Origin of the sequence: Intrasporangium sp., assembly GCF_039812505.1 — a bacterium.
Classification (GTDB): domain Bacteria; phylum Actinomycetota; class Actinomycetes; order Actinomycetales; family Dermatophilaceae; genus Intrasporangium_A.
This window is the reverse complement of the sequence record NZ_JBDIAQ010000077.1, coordinates 1-15,948: the sequence shown is the minus strand read 5'-3', so window position 1 is coordinate 15,948 and position 15,948 is coordinate 1. Positions and strand designations below refer to the sequence as shown.

Below are 15,948 nucleotides of genomic sequence, written 5' to 3'. Positions count from 1 at the left end.
GCCGGCTCAGCCGCGCCGGTCCGCGGTGACCGGCTCGGGCGCGTCGGCCTCCTCGTCGCGGCGCTCCGCGGGCAGCGCGAGGGTGGCGAGCAGGCCGAGCGCGAGCACGCCGGCGGCGAGCCCCGTCGTCTCCTTGGCGGCCGAGACCATCGCCTCCCGGGCCGGCGCCGCCGCGGCGGCCAGACCCGGCTGGTGCTCGAGCGCCGGGATCGCGGCGCCGGCGGACTGCTTGACGACGCGCACCACCTGAGCCTGCTGGGCGGCCGGCATCGAGGTGCCGGACAGGGAGTCGGCCAGCCCGGAGCCGAGGTTGCCGATCAGCAGGCCGCCGAGCAGCGCGACGCCCAGCGCCGAACCGAGCTGGCGCACCGTCGACTGCAGACCGGACGCCTCGCCGGACTGGGCGATCGGCACCTCGCTCAGCATGACGCTGGTCAGCTGGGCCGTGGCGAGCCCGACCCCGGTGCCGTAGACGAACAGCAGCCCGGCGATGACCGCGCTGCCGGCGGGCAGCACGAGCGCGAGCCCGCCCACGGCGACCGCCTCGAGGAACAGGCCGGCCCGCACGACGGTGCGCTGGCCGAGCCGTTCGGTCAGCCGCGGCGTGAGCCCGCTCGTGGCGAACGTGCCGCCGGCGAGCGCCACCATGAGCCAGCCGGTGCCCAGCGCGTCGTAGCCCATCGCGCCCTGCAGCAGCAACGGCAGCGCGAACAGCAGGCCGAACTCGCCGAGCGCCACGACGAGCGCGGCGATGGCGCCGTAGCGCAGGGTGCGCAGCCGGAACAGCCCAAGGTCGACCAGGACCACCCGCCCGGCCCGGGCCCGGGCCTGCTCGACGAGGACGAAGACCCCGATCAGCAGGGCCCCGGCGACGAGCGTGACGATCACCGGGGACAGCGCGCCGTCATCCTGCCGGACCCAGCCGTAGGTCGAGGACTCGATCAGGCCGAAGACGACCGCGGCCATGCCGACCGACGCCAGCGCCACTCCGACCGGGTCGAGTCCCCGCCGGGCCAGCACGTCCCGGGTCTCGGGGACCAGCAGCAGGGTGCCCACGCCGGCGACGACGACGAAGGGCAGGTTCAGCCAGAAGGCCCAGCGCCAGCTCACGTCGGTGGCGAGCCAGCCGCCGACGAGCGGGCCGAGGGCGGCCATCCCGCCGATCATCGCGCCGTACACGGCGAAGGCGATACCGCGGTCCCGCCCGGTGAACATTGCGTTGATGGTCGAGAGGGTCGAGGGGAAGATCGCCGCCGCGCCGAGCCCCTGCGCGAACCGGGCCGCGATGAGCGCCGTGCCGCTGTCGGCGGACCCGGCGAAGAGCGAGGCCACGCCGAACAGGGCCAACCCGAGCAGCAGCAGCCGGCGCCGCCCGTAGAGGTCACCGAGCCGGCCCGAGGTGAGGATCAGCCCGGCAAACACGAGCGCGTAGATCGCGTTCATCCACTGCGCCTCTGTCGCGGTCAGGTGGATGTCCTCGATGACGACGGGCAGCGCGACGTTGGCGATCGTCGCGTCCATGATGACGAGCGAGACCGCCAGGGCGATGGCGCCGAGCGCCAGCCAGCGGCGCCCGCCGGTGGCTCGGGTCGATCCCGTCGCAACGGCGGGGGGGGGGACTGCCGACATCGGGTCTCCTTGACGTTCTCGCAGTCTTATCGACAGCAGTGACGGTAACATGCCGACACTGTCGTCGACAAGTTACCGACACAGGTGTCGACAACGTAGACTGACCAGCAGGAGGTGAGGGCCGTGCCGAGGATCGAGGCGCCGACGGTCGCCGAGCACCGCGAGATGCGTCGGCGCGAGGTGGTGACCAACGCGCGCGAGCTGCTCATGCGCGAGGGACCCACCGGCGTGACACCGGCCGCGGTGGCCAAGGCGACAGGTCTGGCCCGCTCGAGCGTCTACCAGTACTACCCGACGACCGGGGCCCTGATCGGGGCGGCCGTCGAGGACCTGTTCGCGCTGGCCCAGGAGCGGGTCGACGCAGCCCTCGCGGAGGCGGGCGACGACCCGGGGGCCCGGCTGGTGGCATACGTCGGCACCACCCTCGAGCTCGCCGCACAGGGGCACAGCCCCGGCCGGACCATGGGCATGACGGGCATCCCGGCCAAGGGGGTGGCGCGGTTGCGCGAGCTGCACGACGCCCTCGCCGCGCCGCTGGTCGAGATCGTCGGCCGGTATGCCGCCCAGCTCCCGGGCGCGGACGCCCGGGTCCTGGCGGGGCTGGCCTCCGGGACGCTGAGCGGCGCCGCCATGCTCGTCGAGCACGGGGCGCCGCTACCGGAGGTGACCGCCGCGACGGTCGGGTTCGTCAGTGCCGCGCTGCGGCCGGCCGGGCCTGGGTCCAGCCCCGGTCACGAGTGACCCGGGCCGCGGTGCCCGGCACCGTCACCGGGTCGAGCCGCTCGGCCAGGCGGCGCAGCAGCAGCGCGGCCCGGACGTGCCGGCGGAGGGGACGCTCCCGGTGGCGGCGCGCGGTCCGCTCGAGGATGACCTGGCGGGCCAGGGCTTCGTGCTGGGTCAGGATGGTCATGACAGGCTCGCCTCTGCTCTCTTGACGTGGATGTCACCGCTGCCGGACTGGACGTGCAGCGACGCGGTGGACTCGGCGCCCTCGGGGCCGGTCGTCTCGTCGAGGTCGACGTCGACGTCCCCGGTGACGGTCATCAGGTCGAGGTAGGTCGCGACCCCGTTCGTGATGCCGACGACGACGTCGCCGCTGCCGGTCTTGGCCCGGACCTCTCCTGCGCTCAGGGCGACGAGCCGGATGTCGCCCGTACCGGTCATCAGGTCGAGGTCGGCGCCGGCGGCGAGGACGACGAGCTCGCCCGAGCCGGTCTTGGCCCGGACCGGGCCCTGCGCCCGGCGGATCGTGACGTCACCGGACCCGGTGACGAGGTCGACCCGGGCGCTCGCCGCGTCGATGGAGACGTCGCCCGACCCGGTCTTGAGGGTCAGGTCGCCGCGGACGGCCCGGGCGCTGAGGTCGCCGGAGCCGGACCGCAACTCGCCCCCGGCGATCTCGTCGAGGGTGACGTCACCCGACCCGGTGGCCGCGCGGGCGCGGCCCAGGACCCCGGCCGTCTCGACGTCGCCGGAGCCGGTCTTCGCGTCGAGAACGCTCGCGGCCGGCAGGGTCACCGCCACGTCGACCGAGCCCTTGCCGATGGAGAAGATCGCGTCCCGCATCTTCGGGGCGAGTACGACGACCTCGTCGCCGCGCTGCTCGACGGTGAACCGTTCGGCGAGCTCCTCGCCGGCCGGGCCCCGCGGACTCAGCTCCACCATGGTCGTGTCGGTCTCGGCCGCCCGGACGGTGACGTCGCCGGCGACCAGCTCGACGCGCAGCCGGATCGGGCCGGGGGTTTGGAAGGTGTACTGCACGGGAGTCTCCTCGTGTCGGTGCCGTGGATCTGGTGGGTCGGGTGCCGGCCGCGGTCAGCGGACCCAGCCCTGGACGCGCTTGTTCGTGGTGACCCGGCCGGGCCGGCCGGGCGGGAGCGGGACGTTCGCCCCGAACGGCCCGACGTTGATCGTCAGGCCGGGGGTCGTCGCGGCCCGTACGGCGGCCACGAGCCAGGTGTTCAGCGACTGCCCCCGGCCCGCGGCGAGCTCCTCGGCCCGGCCCTTGAGCGACTCGGGGAGCCGCAGGGTGATCCGCACGGTCTCGCCGTCGTCGTCGCCGAGGTCGTCGCCGGTCGGTGCGGCTGCGGCCGGGGCGCTCCGGACGACGACGAACACCGGCTCGCGGCCCTGCAGACGGACCTCGACGGAGGTGCCGTCGAGCTCGTTGGTGATCTCTGCCGCCGCGTGGGACAGGGCGTCCATGAGCGCGAGGCGTGCCGACGAGTCGAGCGCGAACGACAGCCGCTCGGCGGCCTGCTCGAGCTCGGGGCCCATGGCCTGGGCCGCGCGGACGAGGTCCTTGCGCAGACTCTCGAGATACTCGGTGATGTCCATGTGCACCATGATGATGTCATAGTTGGTGTCACGTCAAGGCCGTATCGACGTCATGATGACGCACCTCGATGACGCTGGCGCTGAGCCGGTGCTGACGCGGTGCCGACGCGGCGACGGTCCGGACCGTGCGTCAGCGGCGGAAGCGACTGCGCAGCCGCTCCCGCGGCACCGCCGCCACCGCACGCAGCGGGATGCCGGCCGGGCATACCTGGGCGCACTCGCCGTAGAGCGAGCACGGGCCGAAGTCCGCCTCCAGCTGGGCCGTCATCTCCAGCGCCCGCCGGGAGCGTTCCTGCGCCGGGTTCGGCAGGTCGGCGAGGTGCAGCAGCTTGGCCCCGGCGAACAGGTGCGCCGCCCCGTTGGGGCACGCCGCCACGCAGGCTCCGCAGCCGATACAGGCCGCGAAGTCGAGGGCCTGCTCGGCGACGTCGGTGGGTACGGGCAGGGCGTTGGCGTCGGCGGCCGTGCCGGCATCGACGGCGACGTGTCCCCCGGCCTGGATGAGCCGGTCGAGCGCCGACCGGTCCACGACGAGGTCGCGCACGACGGGGAACGCGGCCGAGCGCAGCGGCTCGATGGAGACCGTCGCCCCGTCGGCGAAGCTCGCGAGCCCCTGCAGGCAGGTGGGCAGGCCGCCCTGCGGACCGTGGGGGCGTCCGTCCACGGTGACGCCGCAGGCACCGCACACTCCCTCCCGGCAGTCGGACTCGACGGCGACCGGCTCCCGGCCGGCGTCGACGAGGCTCTCGTTGAGCCGGTCGAGCAGGTCGAGGATGCTCAGCTGTGGGCTCAGCGCGGCGAGCTCGTGCTGCTCGAAGCGCCCCGGCTCGGCCGGGCCCGCCTGACGCCATACTTGCACGGTCAGTCTCATGCATAGCTCCGGGTCACGAGGGGTACCGCCGCGAACCGCAACGGCTCGTCGTGGCGGGTGAACTCCAGCGCGCCCGGGTCCGCGCCGGGCCGCTCGGCGGTGGTCTGCCAGGCCGAGCAGAAGGCCCACCTCTCGTCGTCCCGCCGGGCCTCGCCCGCCGCCTGGTGCTCGGCGCGGAAGTGCGCCCCGCACGACTCGTCCCGGTCGAGGGCATCCACGCACATCAGCTCGGCCAGCTCGAGGAAGTCCGCGACCCGGCCGGCCTTCTCGAGCACCTGGTTGAGCGTCGCGCCGCTGCCGGTCACCCGCAGGTCCGCCCAGAACTGGGCCCGCAGGGAGCGCACCTGCTCGGTCGCCCGGCGCAGGCCGGCCGCGTCCCGGGTGACCCCGCAGCCCTCGTAGAGGATCTCGCCGAGGGCCCGGTGGAAGTGCGCCGGCCCACGAGTGCCGCCCACCGCGAGCAGCGCGGCCACGCGGCCGGACGCACGCGCAAGGGCCGCCTCGACGACCCGGCCGTCGGGGCCCGGCAGAGCCGAGCCGAGCAGGGGCGCAAGGTAGTTCGGCAGCGCCGACGGGATCGTGAACCACCCGTCGACGCAGGCCGACAGCAGCGAGTTGGCGCCGAGCCGGTTGGCGCCGTGGTAGGCCCAGCCCGCCTCGCCCGCGACGAACAGGCCCGGCAGCGAGGTCATCAGGTCGTAGTCGCTCCACAGCCCGCCCATGGTGAAGTGGGCTGCCGGGGCGATCCGCATCGGCACCTCGTACGGGTCCTCCCCGGTGGCCCGCCGGTACAGCTCGAACAGGTTGCCGTACCGCTGGGCCAGCACCGCCCGGCCCACGGTGGCGAGCGCATCGGCGAAGTCGAGGTAGACGCTGTTGCGCAGCGGCCCGACGCCGTGGCCGGCTCGGATCCGGGCCGTGGCCGCCCGGGACGAGACGTCGCGCGGGCTGAGGTTGCCGTAGGCGGGGTACATCCGCTCGAGGTAGTAGTCGCGCTCCGTCTCGGGGATCTGGCCGGGCGGCCGCTCGTCGCCGGCTCGGGCCGGCACCCAGACCCGGCCGTCGTTGCGCAGCGACTCGCTCATCAAGGTCGTCTTGGCCTGCAGCGGGTCGCCGACCGGCAGTGCCGTGGGGTGGAACTGGACGAACGAGGGATACGCCAGCAGCGCCCCGCTGCGGTGCGCCCGCCAGGCGGCGGACGCGTTCGAGGCGAGGGCCAGGGTCGAGTGGAAGAAGATGCTGCCGTAGCCGCCCGATGCCAGCACCACCGCGTGGGCGGGATGGACGCGGATCTGCCCGGAGACGAGGTCGCGCACGACCAGCCCCTGGCACCGGCCGTCGGCGACGAGCAGGTCGAGCATCTCGGTGCGGGTGTGCAGCCGCACCGACCCCGCCCGCACCTGCCGCAGCAGCGCCTGGGAGCTCGCGACCTGCAGCTGCTGGCCGGTCTGGCCGCGCGTGTAGTAGGTCCGCGACACCTGCACGCCGCCGAACGATCGGGTGGTCAGGCTGCCGCCGTACTCCCGGGCGAAGGGCGCGCCGATCGCGTTGAGGTGGTCGATGACCCGCGCCGACTCCTCGGCCAGCCGGAAGACGTCGGCCTCGCGCGCCCGGAAGTCGCCGCCGCGGACCGTGTCGGCCACGAAGCGCGCCACCGAGTCACCGTCGACCCGCCCGGGGCGCGCCGCGTTGATCCCGCCCTGGGCGGCGACGCTGTGGGCCCGCCGGGGTGCGTCGTGGTAGGTGAACGCCTCCACGGCGTAGCCCAGCTCGCCGAGCGCCGCCGCGGCTCCCGCGCCCGCGAGACCGGTGCCCACGACCGCGACCGTGAACCGGCGCCGGGCCGCCGGGGCGACCAGCCGGTATGCCGCCCGGCGGCGCGCCCACGCGGTGGCGAGGTCGCCGTCGGGCACCCGTCCGTCCAGGCTGGTCCGGGGCCCGTCGCTCACGACACCACCCCGAGCAGGATGGCCACCGGGATGACGGCGTTGCCGAGCAGGATCGCCACGGCGAGGACCGCGCCGGCCCACGTCGCCACCGCCCGCACGCTGCGGCCGACGCCACCGAGGTCCTGGACGGCGACGAGGGTCCCGTGCAGGACGTGCCCGGCGAGCAGCACCATCGTGACCGTGTAGACCGCGGCGGCCCACGGCCGGGACAGGCTCGCCACGAGGTTCTCGTGGGCGAAGAAGGTGCCGGATGTCTCCGCCCGGAAGCCGGACGGTGCGACCGGCCGTACCCCGAGGGTGAGGTCCAGGACGTGCAGCACGAGGAAGCCGAGCACTACCAGGCCGGTGACCGGCATGGTGCGGGCCACGAACGAGCGCCACGAGTGCAGCCGCGCGCGGTGCGGGCCGCGCGCGGCGCGGGCCCGGGCGGTCAGGAGCGCGGCCGCCCACACGTGCGCCACGAGCAGGACCACTAGGACGACGCGGAGCGCCCAGAGCACAGCGCCGTGCGGGGCGAGCGGCACGAGCACCTCGCGCAGCCAGGCAGCATACGCGTCGAAGTGGGACGCGCCGGTGTAGACCTTGAGGTTGCCGACGAGATGGACCAGCACGAAGGCGAGCCAGGTCAGGCCGGAGACGGCCATGACGACCTTGAGCGCCCACGACGGCGCCCCGGTCCTCGTTCGGAGGGCGGCCCGCTCGGCCGCCGCGACCGGTGGAGTGGACTGCATCGGCGACCTCCAGGCGCCACCCTAGCGTGGGGCGGCAGGCGCGGCACCCCGACTCGGGTGGGGGCCACCAGGTTCGGCCGCAGCGGGCCCGTCGGCGAAGATGGTCCCATGCGCAGTCCTCTCGACCCCGACCCGCGCCGCTGATGGCCGGCCCGATCCTGCGACGCATGGGGGCCCCGGCCGCCGCCCTCCGGGCCCGCGCGGCCGGCTCCGCGAACTTCCGCGACGGCGCCTTCGTCTCGCTCGAGCCGACGCACACCATCGACGGAGTCGACACCCGTCTCGAGGGACTGGGCAACCCGGTCGTCGCCGCGATCCGATCGCACGGACGTGGGCGCCCCCGCTTCCCGGTGCCGGTGGTGCGACCCGAGCTCCCTGCCGTGCCCGGGCAGCTGGCGGTGACCTGGCTCGGGCATGCGTCCACGCTCGTGGAGCTCGAGGGGCGCCGGTTCCTGCTCGACCCCGTCTTCGGTGACCGTGTGTCACCGTCACTGATCACCGGCCCACGACGGCTGCACCCGGCACCGTGTGCCGTCGCCGACCTGCCGCAGCTCGATGCGGTGCTCATCTCGCACGACCACTACGACCACCTCGACGAGCCGACGATCGCCCAGCTCGAGCGGAGCCACGCCCCGCACTATGTCGTGCCGATCGGGGTGGACGTGCACCTGCGCATGTGGGGGGTGCCCGAGGAGCGGGTCACCGCACTGGACTGGCACGAGGAGACCGAGCTCGGCGGCATACGCCTCGTCTGTACGCCGGCCCGCCACTTCTCCGGGCGCGGGCTCGTGCGCAACGCGACCCTGTGGGCCGGGTGGCTGCTGCGCGGCGCGCACCGGTCGGTGTGGTTCGCCGGCGACACCGGGCCGTCGCGCTGCTTCGAGCAGATCGGGCGCGACCTCGGCCCGGTCGACCTCACGATCGTCCCGGTCGGGGCCTACAGCGACTACTGGCCCGAGATCCACGTCGACCCCGAGCAGGCGGTCGGGGTGCACCGCGTGGTGACGCGCGGCGAGCCGGCGTCGGTGATGCTTCCGGTGCACTGGGGCACGTTCAACCTGGCCTTGCACTGGTGGAGCGAGCCGATCCGGCGCGCGGTGCGGGCCGCCGCCGAGGCGGGGGTCCCGCTGCTCGCTCCTCGGGTGGGTGAGCGTGTCGATCTCGCCGTTGACGACCCGGCGGCGGCGGCCGGCCGCTACCACGACCCGTGGTGGCGGGCTGCGGCGGCGCCGGAGGACCGCGACTGAGGCGCGGCGGCCGGTCACGGAGGGCTGGGCGGCTCCGCGACCCTGCCCTGCCGTCACATCGCAGCCCTGGTCGCGAGTCAGGTCGCGTGTCATGTCGCGCAGCCCTGGTCTCCGCCCTGGTCGCGGGTCATGTCGCGCAGCCCTGGTCTGCGCTCTGGTCGCGTCTCATGTCGCGCAGCCCTGGGTCTGCGCCCTGGTCGCGTGTCATGTCGCGCAGCCCTGGTCTCCGCCCTGGTCGCGGGTCATGTCGCGCAGCCATTCGGCGCTCGTGCTCAGGAGCTGAGCCGACTGCGACATGAACGGCGACATGACTTCCGGGGACGGGTGGGCCTGGCACCGGTCGATGACACAGCGGCAAGTCAGACCGTCATGGCGACCGCCTGTCCCCGGGCGTACACAGCCCGGACGCGGTGGATCGCGTTCGGGTCGGACAGCGGGTCGCCGTCGACGACGAGCACGTCGGCGTCGAAGCCGGGGGCGAGCCGCCCCTTCCGGTGGCCGAGGCCCACTACCCGCGCGGCGATCGAGGTGACGGTTCGCAGCGCGTCCAGCGGGGGCAGGCCGAGCTCACCCAGCTGGGCGGTGGCGGTGCGGAGGACGTCGTGCGGTTTGACGGGTGCGATCCCGGCGTCGGTGCCGGCGACAACGACGGCGCCGCGCTCGATCAGGTCTCGGAGGTTGGCGAACATCCTCGGCAGGCGAGCCAGAACCTCCGGGGGAGGTGTCACGCCCAGGGGCGGCGACAGCATGCCGACTGTCGCGCCCACCGCGATGCCGGCGTCGGCGATGGCCTGGCGCAGGTCGGCCCGGTCGTCCACCCCGTCCGCAGCCCAGAAGCTGACATGTTCCATCCCGTCCACCCCGGCAGCCAGGCAGTCCTCGATCGCAGCGCTGCCATGGGCGTGCGCGGTCACCGGCAGGCCCAGCCGGTGGGCCTCGTGGACGGCTGCCACGAGGACGGCACGGGCGAACTGTGCCTCCTCCATGCGCGTGCCCGGCGTCATGGCCCCGCCGCTGGACATGACCTTGACGAGGTCGCAGCCGCGGTCTGCGTGCTCGCGCACCGCGGCTCGGACGGCGTCTGCGCTGTCGGCGACCTGACCGCCGAGGAAGTGGCAGTGCCCGAGCGGAGTCGTGATCGGTGGTCCCGCCGCCACGATCGTCGGCAGGTCCGCCCTGCCGCGCAGATCCAGAGACAGGTAGCCCCGGTCGCCCAGGTCACGGACGGTGGTCACACCGCCGCGCAGCGCGACGCGCGCCGCCTTGACCATCGCGGCGCGGGCGTCGTCGTCGTCTCGACCTGTCAGGGCGGCCACTGGGTCGGGCGAGGCGTCGAAGGCCAGGTGGACGTGGGCGTCGACCAGGCCAGGCAGCAGGGTCGCGCCGGCGAGGTCGACCAGGTCCGCGTCCCGCGGCGGGTCGCCGTCGAACACCGCCACGATTCGCTCTCCCTCGACCAGGACGCCCGGGCCGCGGCCGACCCAGGTCCGGTGACCGTCGAAGAGGCGGGCCCCGCGCAGTGCGAGCCTGCGCGGCCGCTCGAGCCCCGCGTTGTCGCGTCGCACGTCAGCCCGGGGCTGGACGGAGCGGCCATAGTCAGGGCGCGTCATCGCGAGTCACCCCGCCGGCATTGTCACCCGGCACGACTCTGGCGAAACGCAGCTCGGCTTCGAGGTCGAGGAACCGCCCGACGACGAACGTCGGGACCTTCATCCCGAGCGGGCGCCGGTCCAGCCGACCCGCCACCCGAACCCGGATCGGGCCATCCGGCCGGGGCTGGGGCTCGTCGGCGAGCACGACCGTGAGGCCGACAGGCGCCCGGGTCCCACGCGCGAGGACCACGGCGTCCGCCTCCCATCCGGTCGGTGTCTCGCGGCTCGTCACGACGGTCACCACGAGCGTTGGGCAGCCCTCCGCGTCGAGGAACCGTGGCCCGCGCACGTCTCTGTCGCGATGCGCGTTCCCGGTTGCGATCCCGGCGGCCGACAGCCTGACCCATGCCTCGGTGACCTCCCCGTCGGCGGAGACCACGACGACTCCGTCCTCGATCGGTAACGTGCCGTGGACGGTGGAGACGAGCTTGTCGCGAACGTGGAAGCGGGCCAGGCTGGCGTCGCTGAGCATCGCCCATCGGCCGGAGAGGTCGGGTCTGCGCACCGACTCCGCGTCCCGAGCGCGCGGAAGGGTGCTCATCGCTGCGCACCCGTCGTGAGGTCGGCGAGCCGACCGAAGACATCGGAGGCAACGTACCTGCCCACCCGGTCCGGGCCGGTCAGCAACGCCGGGTCCTCCCCCGGGAGCAGCTCGGAGGACATGACGAGGTGCTCCAAGGTGTCGAGAGCCGCTGCGTCTCGGGCGAGGACGACGACGCACTCGGCGCCGTCCGACCCGACCGCCCGCACGCCGCCGAGCAGGCCGGTGCGCAGGTCCGGGTGCGCCTCGACCAGCGGCTTCAGCCGCTCGCGGCCGGCCCGACGCGAGGCCTCGACGGCCTGCTCGCTGCGAGGACCGTCGAACCACACGAGCTGTACGTACACGGCGGACTCCTGTCGTCACGGGCCCACGACGGTGGGCGGCTGGGCCGATCATGCGACTGGGCGGACAACGACCGCCTCAGTGCTACTACTGACTCCTCTACGGAGCCGGCTCCCGGGATACTGGTCTCGTGGTGTCGGTGCCCGGTCGAGACGCCGAGCTGGCCCGCCTTGCCGTCGCCTGCGGTGAGGCGGCAGCCGGCACAGGCCGGCTCGTCCTGCTAACCGGCGAGGCGGGGATCGGCAAGAGCCGGCTCGCCCGGGCCGCGGCAGAGCAAGCGGCAGCCTTGGGGATGGCCTGCGCACATGGCTGGTGCATGGACGACCCGGCCGCCCCGGCGCTGTGGCCCTGGTGGCGGGTGGCCCGCGACGTCGACGGTCTGGGCGAGGCACTGGCCTCCATCCAGGGCGTGGACGCAGACGACGGGGTGCGGTGGCGGCTCGCCGAGGCGGTCACCGACGCACTCGCCAGGCGCGCCTCCGACGCAGGGCTGGCGGTGGCGATTGAGGACCTGCACTGGGCCGACCCGCTGACGTTGGACCTGCTGCACCGCCTGCTGCCCGAGATCACGTCGCTGCCCATCCTTCTCATTGGCACCGCCCGGCAGGAGGGCCTCGCCCCGGCACCGCTGCTGATGGTGCTGCCGGATCTGCTGCGGGCCAGCAACACGGTGCACCTCCCGCTCTCGGGGCTGAGCGCCTCCGCCGTCGCCTCGTGGCTCGCGCAGGAGCCGTGGACCCGCGACTGGGCCCCGCACGCCGAGGACCTGGTCCGCCGGACCGGGGGCAACCCCTACTACATCCGGACGCTGGTCTCGGAGCTGCCGCATCCGGACGCAGACGTCTGCGCCGCCCTCACTGGCCGGCCCACCTGGCGGGCCGTGCTCGTGGCGCCATACCGCAAGCTGCCCGAACCGGCTCGCCACACGGTGGCCACCGCGGCCGTCATGGGCGAGCGGCTCGCGCCCCGGCTGCTCGCCGACGCGCTCGGACATCCGGTCGAGGAGGTGAGCGAGCATCTCGCCCGCGCGGTCCTGTCCGGCATCCTGCACTTCGGCACCACGGGACTCGCCTTCAACCACGCCCTCGTCCGCGATGCCATCATCGCCGACCTCGGCCCGGCAGAACGCGCGCGAGCCGATGCCGGTGCCGCTGCCGCGCTCGAACGCACCGGGGACCCGATGATGCTGGGGCCCGCCGCGATCCACTGGTCCCGTGTCGAAGGGCCGGAGGCGGCAGCGCGCTGCCGCGACCTCGCCGCCCGAGCGGCCGCTGCCCAACCCTTCGCCCCGGTCCGCGGTCTCGAGCTGGCTCGCCTCGCCCTGGAGTCGGCCCGCACCCTGAACGCCACGCAGGAGGAACTGGCCGCACGGCTGCTCGTCGTCGCCCGGTTCGAATGGGCGGCCGGGATGCTCGTACAGGCCCTCGACTCCTGTACGGCAGGGCTCGAGCTCGCCGAGGCCGCCCGTCGCCCCGACCTGATGGCCGACTTCGCGCTGGTCCCCCAGGGCATCGGGTCCCTGGACATCGCGCAGATCGCCGAGGGACTGTGCCGCCGCGCCCTGGCCGTGCTGCCACCGGCCGAGCAGAGCCGCCGGGCCCGGCTCCTGGCCTTGTGCGCCGTCGCGGCCGCTGAGACCGCCGCGTCGTCCCCGGACCACACCACGTCGGTCAGCGGTGGGCAGACGCCTGCCGACCTCGCGGGCCAGGCCGTTGCTGCCGCGCGGGCCTGCACCGACAGGCAGGCCGAGCTCGAGACCGTCGCGGCCCTCCACTTCGTCCTCAGCTATCCCCAGTCGATCGACCAGCGCACCCGGCTCGCAGCTCGCGCCGTCGAGCTCGGCGGGTCTTCGAGCACCACGATGGGCGCTCTCTGGGGATATCTGTGGCAGGCGGACCTTGCCTTCCAGCGCGGCGACCTGCTCGGCGTCCAGCAGGCGATCGCCGACGTGGAGCGGGTCGCCGACCGTCGCTCCTCCCCCATCGCCCGCTGGCACGCCCTCCGGCTCCGCTCCGCGTCGGGGATCCTGACCGGCCACTTCGATCAGGCGCGCGACCTCGCTCGGCAGGCTCGGAGCCTGGCCGACCGGGTGGGCGACATCTCGATGGTCGGCCTGCACTACGCCTTCCACGTCCAGCTCGGGCTGCTGCGCGGCGACCCCTCGGAGCTTCTGCCGGACACGCTCGAGGCGCTCGAGCACGCCCCACCGCTCCCCTTGGTGCGAGCGAGTGTCCCGGTGAGCCTGGTTCTGCGGGGTGACCTTGCCGAGGCAAGGGCCGAGTTCGTGGCGCTGCGCGGCGTTCCACGCCGGATGCCGCTCGGGCCGCGGTGGGCCGGCACGGTCGGCCAGATCGGTCTAGCCGCCGTCCTGCTCGACGACACGGAGGTCGCCACAGAGTGCTATCACCTGCTGCTGTCCACCTCGCAGTGGTGCGGTGGCGACGGTGGCGGCTCGCCGTTCGCCGCGGGCTCCAACGAGTACCAGCTCGGGCGGCTCGCACACACCTTCGGTGACAATCCCCTGGCGGCCGAACACTTCCGGCGAGGTGTCGCCGTGGACGACCGACTCGGCGCCAGACCGTATGCCGCCCTCGGCCGCCTCGGGGGGGCCGACGCCCTGGCCGGCGACGACCCGGAGCAGGCGCGTCGACTGGCGCGGGAGGCAGCCGACGAGCTGCGGCGGCTCGACATGCCCGGCCCGCTGGCCCGAGCGTCTGCCCTCGCCGACGCCGCCGACCGCGCCCTGTCCCGAGCGACGGCGCGGCCGGGAGGCCTGTCCGAACGGGAGTACGAGGTGGCCCGGCTCGCCGGACAGGCGATGACCAACCGACAGATCGCCGACCGGCTCTTCCTGTCCGTGCGCACCGTGGAGTCCCACGTCCGGAGTACTCTCACCAAGCTCGACCTGACGAACCGGACCCAGCTCGCCCTCTGGCTGCGCGATCACGAGACCTGAGTCGACCGGGCTCGGGTCGCAATGTCGGGAAAGGATGCAACGACCCTGAGGCCGACGTCCTGCAGGACACGTTCGTGGCCGTCTGGCGCAGCGCGGGGCAGTACCGCGGGTCCGGCGACGTCGGCGCATGGGTCTGGGGCATCGCGGTCCGCAGACTCGTCAGCCGGCTGCACACGCGGCACGGAGCCAAAACAACTGGGCCACAAGCGAACCCAAGCGTATGCCGCTGAGCCGGCTCAACGACATACCTCCCCTGCGCCTGGCACGGACGACGAGAGCCGCGCCTTGTCTACAATATTGACAGTAAGTAATGTCAGGCGTTCAATGGGGCATGCGCGCCAGCCGAGCCCTGACCTCGAGACGCCAATCGTTGTCCTCGCGGCCACTACTGCCGTCGGCAGGCGACATGGCGCTGCTCGTCGCGCGCGAGAAGATCACTGCCGACCTCGAGCGAGCCGTCGACCGGTCGCTCAACGTCCTCGTCGTGGGGGAGCACGGAGCCGGCCGCACCAGCCTGCTGCGGGCGCTCGAGTACCGCCACCGCGGGGACGACCCGACGCGGCCACGGTGGGTCTACGTGCGCGCGGCCGGGCAGGACGACGCCCACCAGATCCTCCTGCGCGTCGTGCAGGCCTGCGCCAACTCCGAACCGTACGAGGCCGACAGTGCCGGTCCCGGCCGTGCCGATTCGGACCATGCCAGGCCGGCCGCGGACGTCACGGCGGCCCTCGCCCGGCTGGCGACCCTGCAGCGCGAGCGGCCCATCGTCGTGCTGCTCGACGACGTCGCAGCGCGCCCCGGCAACATCCTCTTCGGCGTGCTGCGCGACGAGCTCTGGGAGACGCGCACGACCTGGGTGGTGACCGCCACCCCGTCCGAGTCGACCACCCTGCTCACGCCGCCGGCCAACGCCTTCTTCGAGACGATCCTGGCCCTCGATGGGCTGACCCGCGCCGAGGCGACCGCCCTGCTCGAGCTCCGGCTGCCGGAGGTCACCCGAGACCGGCTGGCCGTCGTGGCCGGGCACGGGGGCACGCCACGGGAGCTGATCGAGCTCGCCCGACAGGTGGACTGGGAGGCCCCGGCGCAGGACGAAGTCTTCGACGCCGCGCGCCGGGAGTGGGACACGACCCTGGCACGGCTGGGCCGGCCCGCCTCGATGCTCGCCGCCGAGATGCGCACGATGGGTCCGGTCAGTGCCTCCGACGAGGCCCTGCTCGAGCGCATGGGATGGACCCGCCCGCGCGCCCTGCAGGTCCTTGGGGACCTCGCGGAGGCCGGTCTGGCTGTCTTCGCGGACGCGCCCCGGACCGGGCCCGGTCGACCCAGGAAGGTCTACCGTCTCAAGACGCTCGCCGAGTGGGCCGCCGCCTCGCGAGACGGTCAGCGGGCCGGGACATGAGCGCCGACCGACGCGAGGACCCGACCGAGCGCCAGCGAGGCGGGTCCCACGCTCGCGTGGGCGGCCCGGAGCGGCGGGAAGAGGCGCGACAGTGGACATGAGCGCCGACCGACGCGAGGACCCGACCGAGCGCCAGCGAGGCGGGTCCCACGCTCCGCGTGGGCGGCCCGGAGCGGCGGGAAGAGGCGCGACAGTGGACATGAGCCGCGAGCGGCTCGCCGCGCTGCACGCCGCCAACGCCTTCGACGCCGCTCCGCTGCGCTCGGTCATGCACCGGCTGCACGTCCCCTT

The 15,948-nt window shown here is 74.0% G+C and carries 14 protein-coding genes; 4 read left to right on the top strand and 10 right to left on the bottom strand.

Annotated features, from left to right (window positions below; genetic code table 11):
* Positions 1–6: 6 nt before the first annotated feature.
* A complete protein-coding gene (locus WMI84_RS11215; protein WP_347353152.1) occupies positions 7–1,629 on the bottom strand; it encodes an MFS transporter in 1,623 nt (540 codons plus the stop codon).
* Positions 1,630–1,752: 123 nt separating this feature from the next.
* Here WMI84_RS11215 and WMI84_RS11210 point away from each other — a divergent pair, with 123 nt between their 5' ends.
* On the top strand, positions 1,753–2,370 hold the full coding sequence (locus WMI84_RS11210; RefSeq protein ID WP_347353150.1) for a TetR/AcrR family transcriptional regulator: 618 nt from the start codon (positions 1,753–1,755) through the stop codon (positions 2,368–2,370).
* On the opposite strand, the gene WMI84_RS11205 is transcribed toward WMI84_RS11210, so the two are convergent.
* The 6 genes from WMI84_RS11205 to WMI84_RS11180 all read right to left on the bottom strand — a co-directional run bounded on the left by WMI84_RS11205 (position 2,318) and on the right by WMI84_RS11180 (position 7,517).
* Positions 2,318–2,539: a hypothetical protein gene (locus tag WMI84_RS11205; RefSeq protein WP_347353148.1), complete on the bottom strand. Its 222-nt coding sequence runs from the start codon at positions 2,537–2,539 to the stop codon at positions 2,318–2,320. The genes WMI84_RS11210 and WMI84_RS11205 overlap by 53 nt on opposite strands.
* Positions 2,536–3,390, bottom strand: coding sequence for a DUF4097 family beta strand repeat-containing protein (locus WMI84_RS11200; RefSeq protein ID WP_347353147.1), 855 nt, complete (start codon positions 3,388–3,390; stop codon positions 2,536–2,538). The genes WMI84_RS11205 and WMI84_RS11200 overlap by 4 nt, the downstream gene beginning before the upstream one ends.
* A 54-nt stretch (positions 3,391–3,444) precedes the next feature.
* On the bottom strand, positions 3,445–3,966 hold the full coding sequence (locus WMI84_RS11195) for a histidine kinase (RefSeq protein ID WP_347353145.1): 522 nt from the start codon (positions 3,964–3,966) through the stop codon (positions 3,445–3,447).
* A 130-nt stretch (positions 3,967–4,096) separates the two neighbouring features.
* Positions 4,097–4,837: a succinate dehydrogenase/fumarate reductase iron-sulfur subunit gene (locus WMI84_RS11190; protein ID WP_347353144.1), complete on the bottom strand. Its 741-nt coding sequence runs from the start codon at positions 4,835–4,837 to the stop codon at positions 4,097–4,099.
* The gene (locus WMI84_RS11185; protein WP_347353142.1) at positions 4,834–6,786 is read right to left on the bottom strand and encodes a fumarate reductase/succinate dehydrogenase flavoprotein subunit; all 1,953 of its coding nucleotides are present in this window, start codon (positions 6,784–6,786) and stop codon (positions 4,834–4,836) included. The genes WMI84_RS11190 and WMI84_RS11185 overlap by 4 nt, the downstream gene beginning before the upstream one ends.
* Positions 6,783–7,517 carry a succinate dehydrogenase gene (locus tag WMI84_RS11180; RefSeq protein ID WP_347353140.1) on the bottom strand — a complete coding sequence of 245 codons (735 nt, stop codon included), beginning with the start codon at positions 7,515–7,517 and terminating at the stop codon, positions 6,783–6,785. Before WMI84_RS11180 ends, WMI84_RS11185 begins: the two co-directional genes overlap by 4 nt.
* Before the next feature lie 167 nt (positions 7,518–7,684).
* On the opposite strand from WMI84_RS11180, the gene WMI84_RS11175 reads away from it, so the two are divergent.
* The gene (locus WMI84_RS11175) at positions 7,685–8,764 is read left to right on the top strand and encodes an MBL fold metallo-hydrolase (RefSeq protein WP_347353138.1); all 1,080 of its coding nucleotides are present in this window, start codon (positions 7,685–7,687) and stop codon (positions 8,762–8,764) included.
* 359 nt (positions 8,765–9,123) lie between these two features.
* On the opposite strand, the gene WMI84_RS11170 is transcribed toward WMI84_RS11175, so the two are convergent.
* Genes WMI84_RS11170 through WMI84_RS11160 form a run of 3 tightly spaced genes read right to left on the bottom strand, consistent with a single transcriptional unit; the run spans position 9,124 to position 11,301 of the window.
* Positions 9,124–10,374: an amidohydrolase family protein gene (locus WMI84_RS11170; RefSeq protein ID WP_347353137.1), complete on the bottom strand. Its 1,251-nt coding sequence runs from the start codon at positions 10,372–10,374 to the stop codon at positions 9,124–9,126.
* Complete coding sequence (locus tag WMI84_RS11165) at positions 10,361–10,957, bottom strand: YceI family protein (protein ID WP_347353135.1); 597 nt, start codon at positions 10,955–10,957, stop codon at positions 10,361–10,363. Before WMI84_RS11165 ends, WMI84_RS11170 begins: the two co-directional genes overlap by 14 nt.
* On the bottom strand, positions 10,954–11,301 hold the full coding sequence (locus WMI84_RS11160) for a hypothetical protein (RefSeq protein ID WP_347353133.1): 348 nt from the start codon (positions 11,299–11,301) through the stop codon (positions 10,954–10,956). Before WMI84_RS11160 ends, WMI84_RS11165 begins: the two co-directional genes overlap by 4 nt.
* Positions 11,302–11,438: 137 nt before the next feature.
* Between WMI84_RS11160 and WMI84_RS11155 the strand changes: the two genes are divergently transcribed.
* The gene (locus WMI84_RS11155) at positions 11,439–14,255 is read left to right on the top strand and encodes an AAA family ATPase (protein ID WP_347353131.1); all 2,817 of its coding nucleotides are present in this window, start codon (positions 11,439–11,441) and stop codon (positions 14,253–14,255) included.
* A gap of 406 nt (positions 14,256–14,661) precedes the next feature.
* Positions 14,662–15,657 carry an ATP-binding protein gene (locus WMI84_RS11150; RefSeq protein WP_347353129.1) on the top strand — a complete coding sequence of 332 codons (996 nt, stop codon included), beginning with the start codon at positions 14,662–14,664 and terminating at the stop codon, positions 15,655–15,657.
* Positions 15,658–15,948 lie beyond the last annotated feature (291 nt).

Coding starts and splice junctions, on each gene's coding strand:
- WMI84_RS11150 (WP_347353129.1), top strand. CDS start 14,662: ATGGCGCTGCTCGTCGCGCGCGAGAAGATCACTGCCGACCTCGAGCGA.
- WMI84_RS11195 (WP_347353145.1), bottom strand. CDS start 3,966: ATGGACATCACCGAGTATCTCGAGAGTCTGCGCAAGGACCTCGTCCGC.
- WMI84_RS11205 (WP_347353148.1), bottom strand. CDS start 2,539: ATGACCATCCTGACCCAGCACGAAGCCCTGGCCCGCCAGGTCATCCTC.
- WMI84_RS11215 (WP_347353152.1), bottom strand. CDS start 1,629: ATGTCGGCAGTCCCCCCCCCCGCCGTTGCGACGGGATCGACCCGAGCC.
- WMI84_RS11190 (WP_347353144.1), bottom strand. CDS start 4,837: ATGAGACTGACCGTGCAAGTATGGCGTCAGGCGGGCCCGGCCGAGCCG.
- WMI84_RS11175 (WP_347353138.1), top strand. CDS start 7,685: ATGGGGGCCCCGGCCGCCGCCCTCCGGGCCCGCGCGGCCGGCTCCGCG.
- WMI84_RS11180 (WP_347353140.1), bottom strand. CDS start 7,517: ATGCAGTCCACTCCACCGGTCGCGGCGGCCGAGCGGGCCGCCCTCCGA.
- WMI84_RS11170 (WP_347353137.1), bottom strand. CDS start 10,374: ATGACGCGCCCTGACTATGGCCGCTCCGTCCAGCCCCGGGCTGACGTG.
- WMI84_RS11165 (WP_347353135.1), bottom strand. CDS start 10,957: ATGAGCACCCTTCCGCGCGCTCGGGACGCGGAGTCGGTGCGCAGACCC.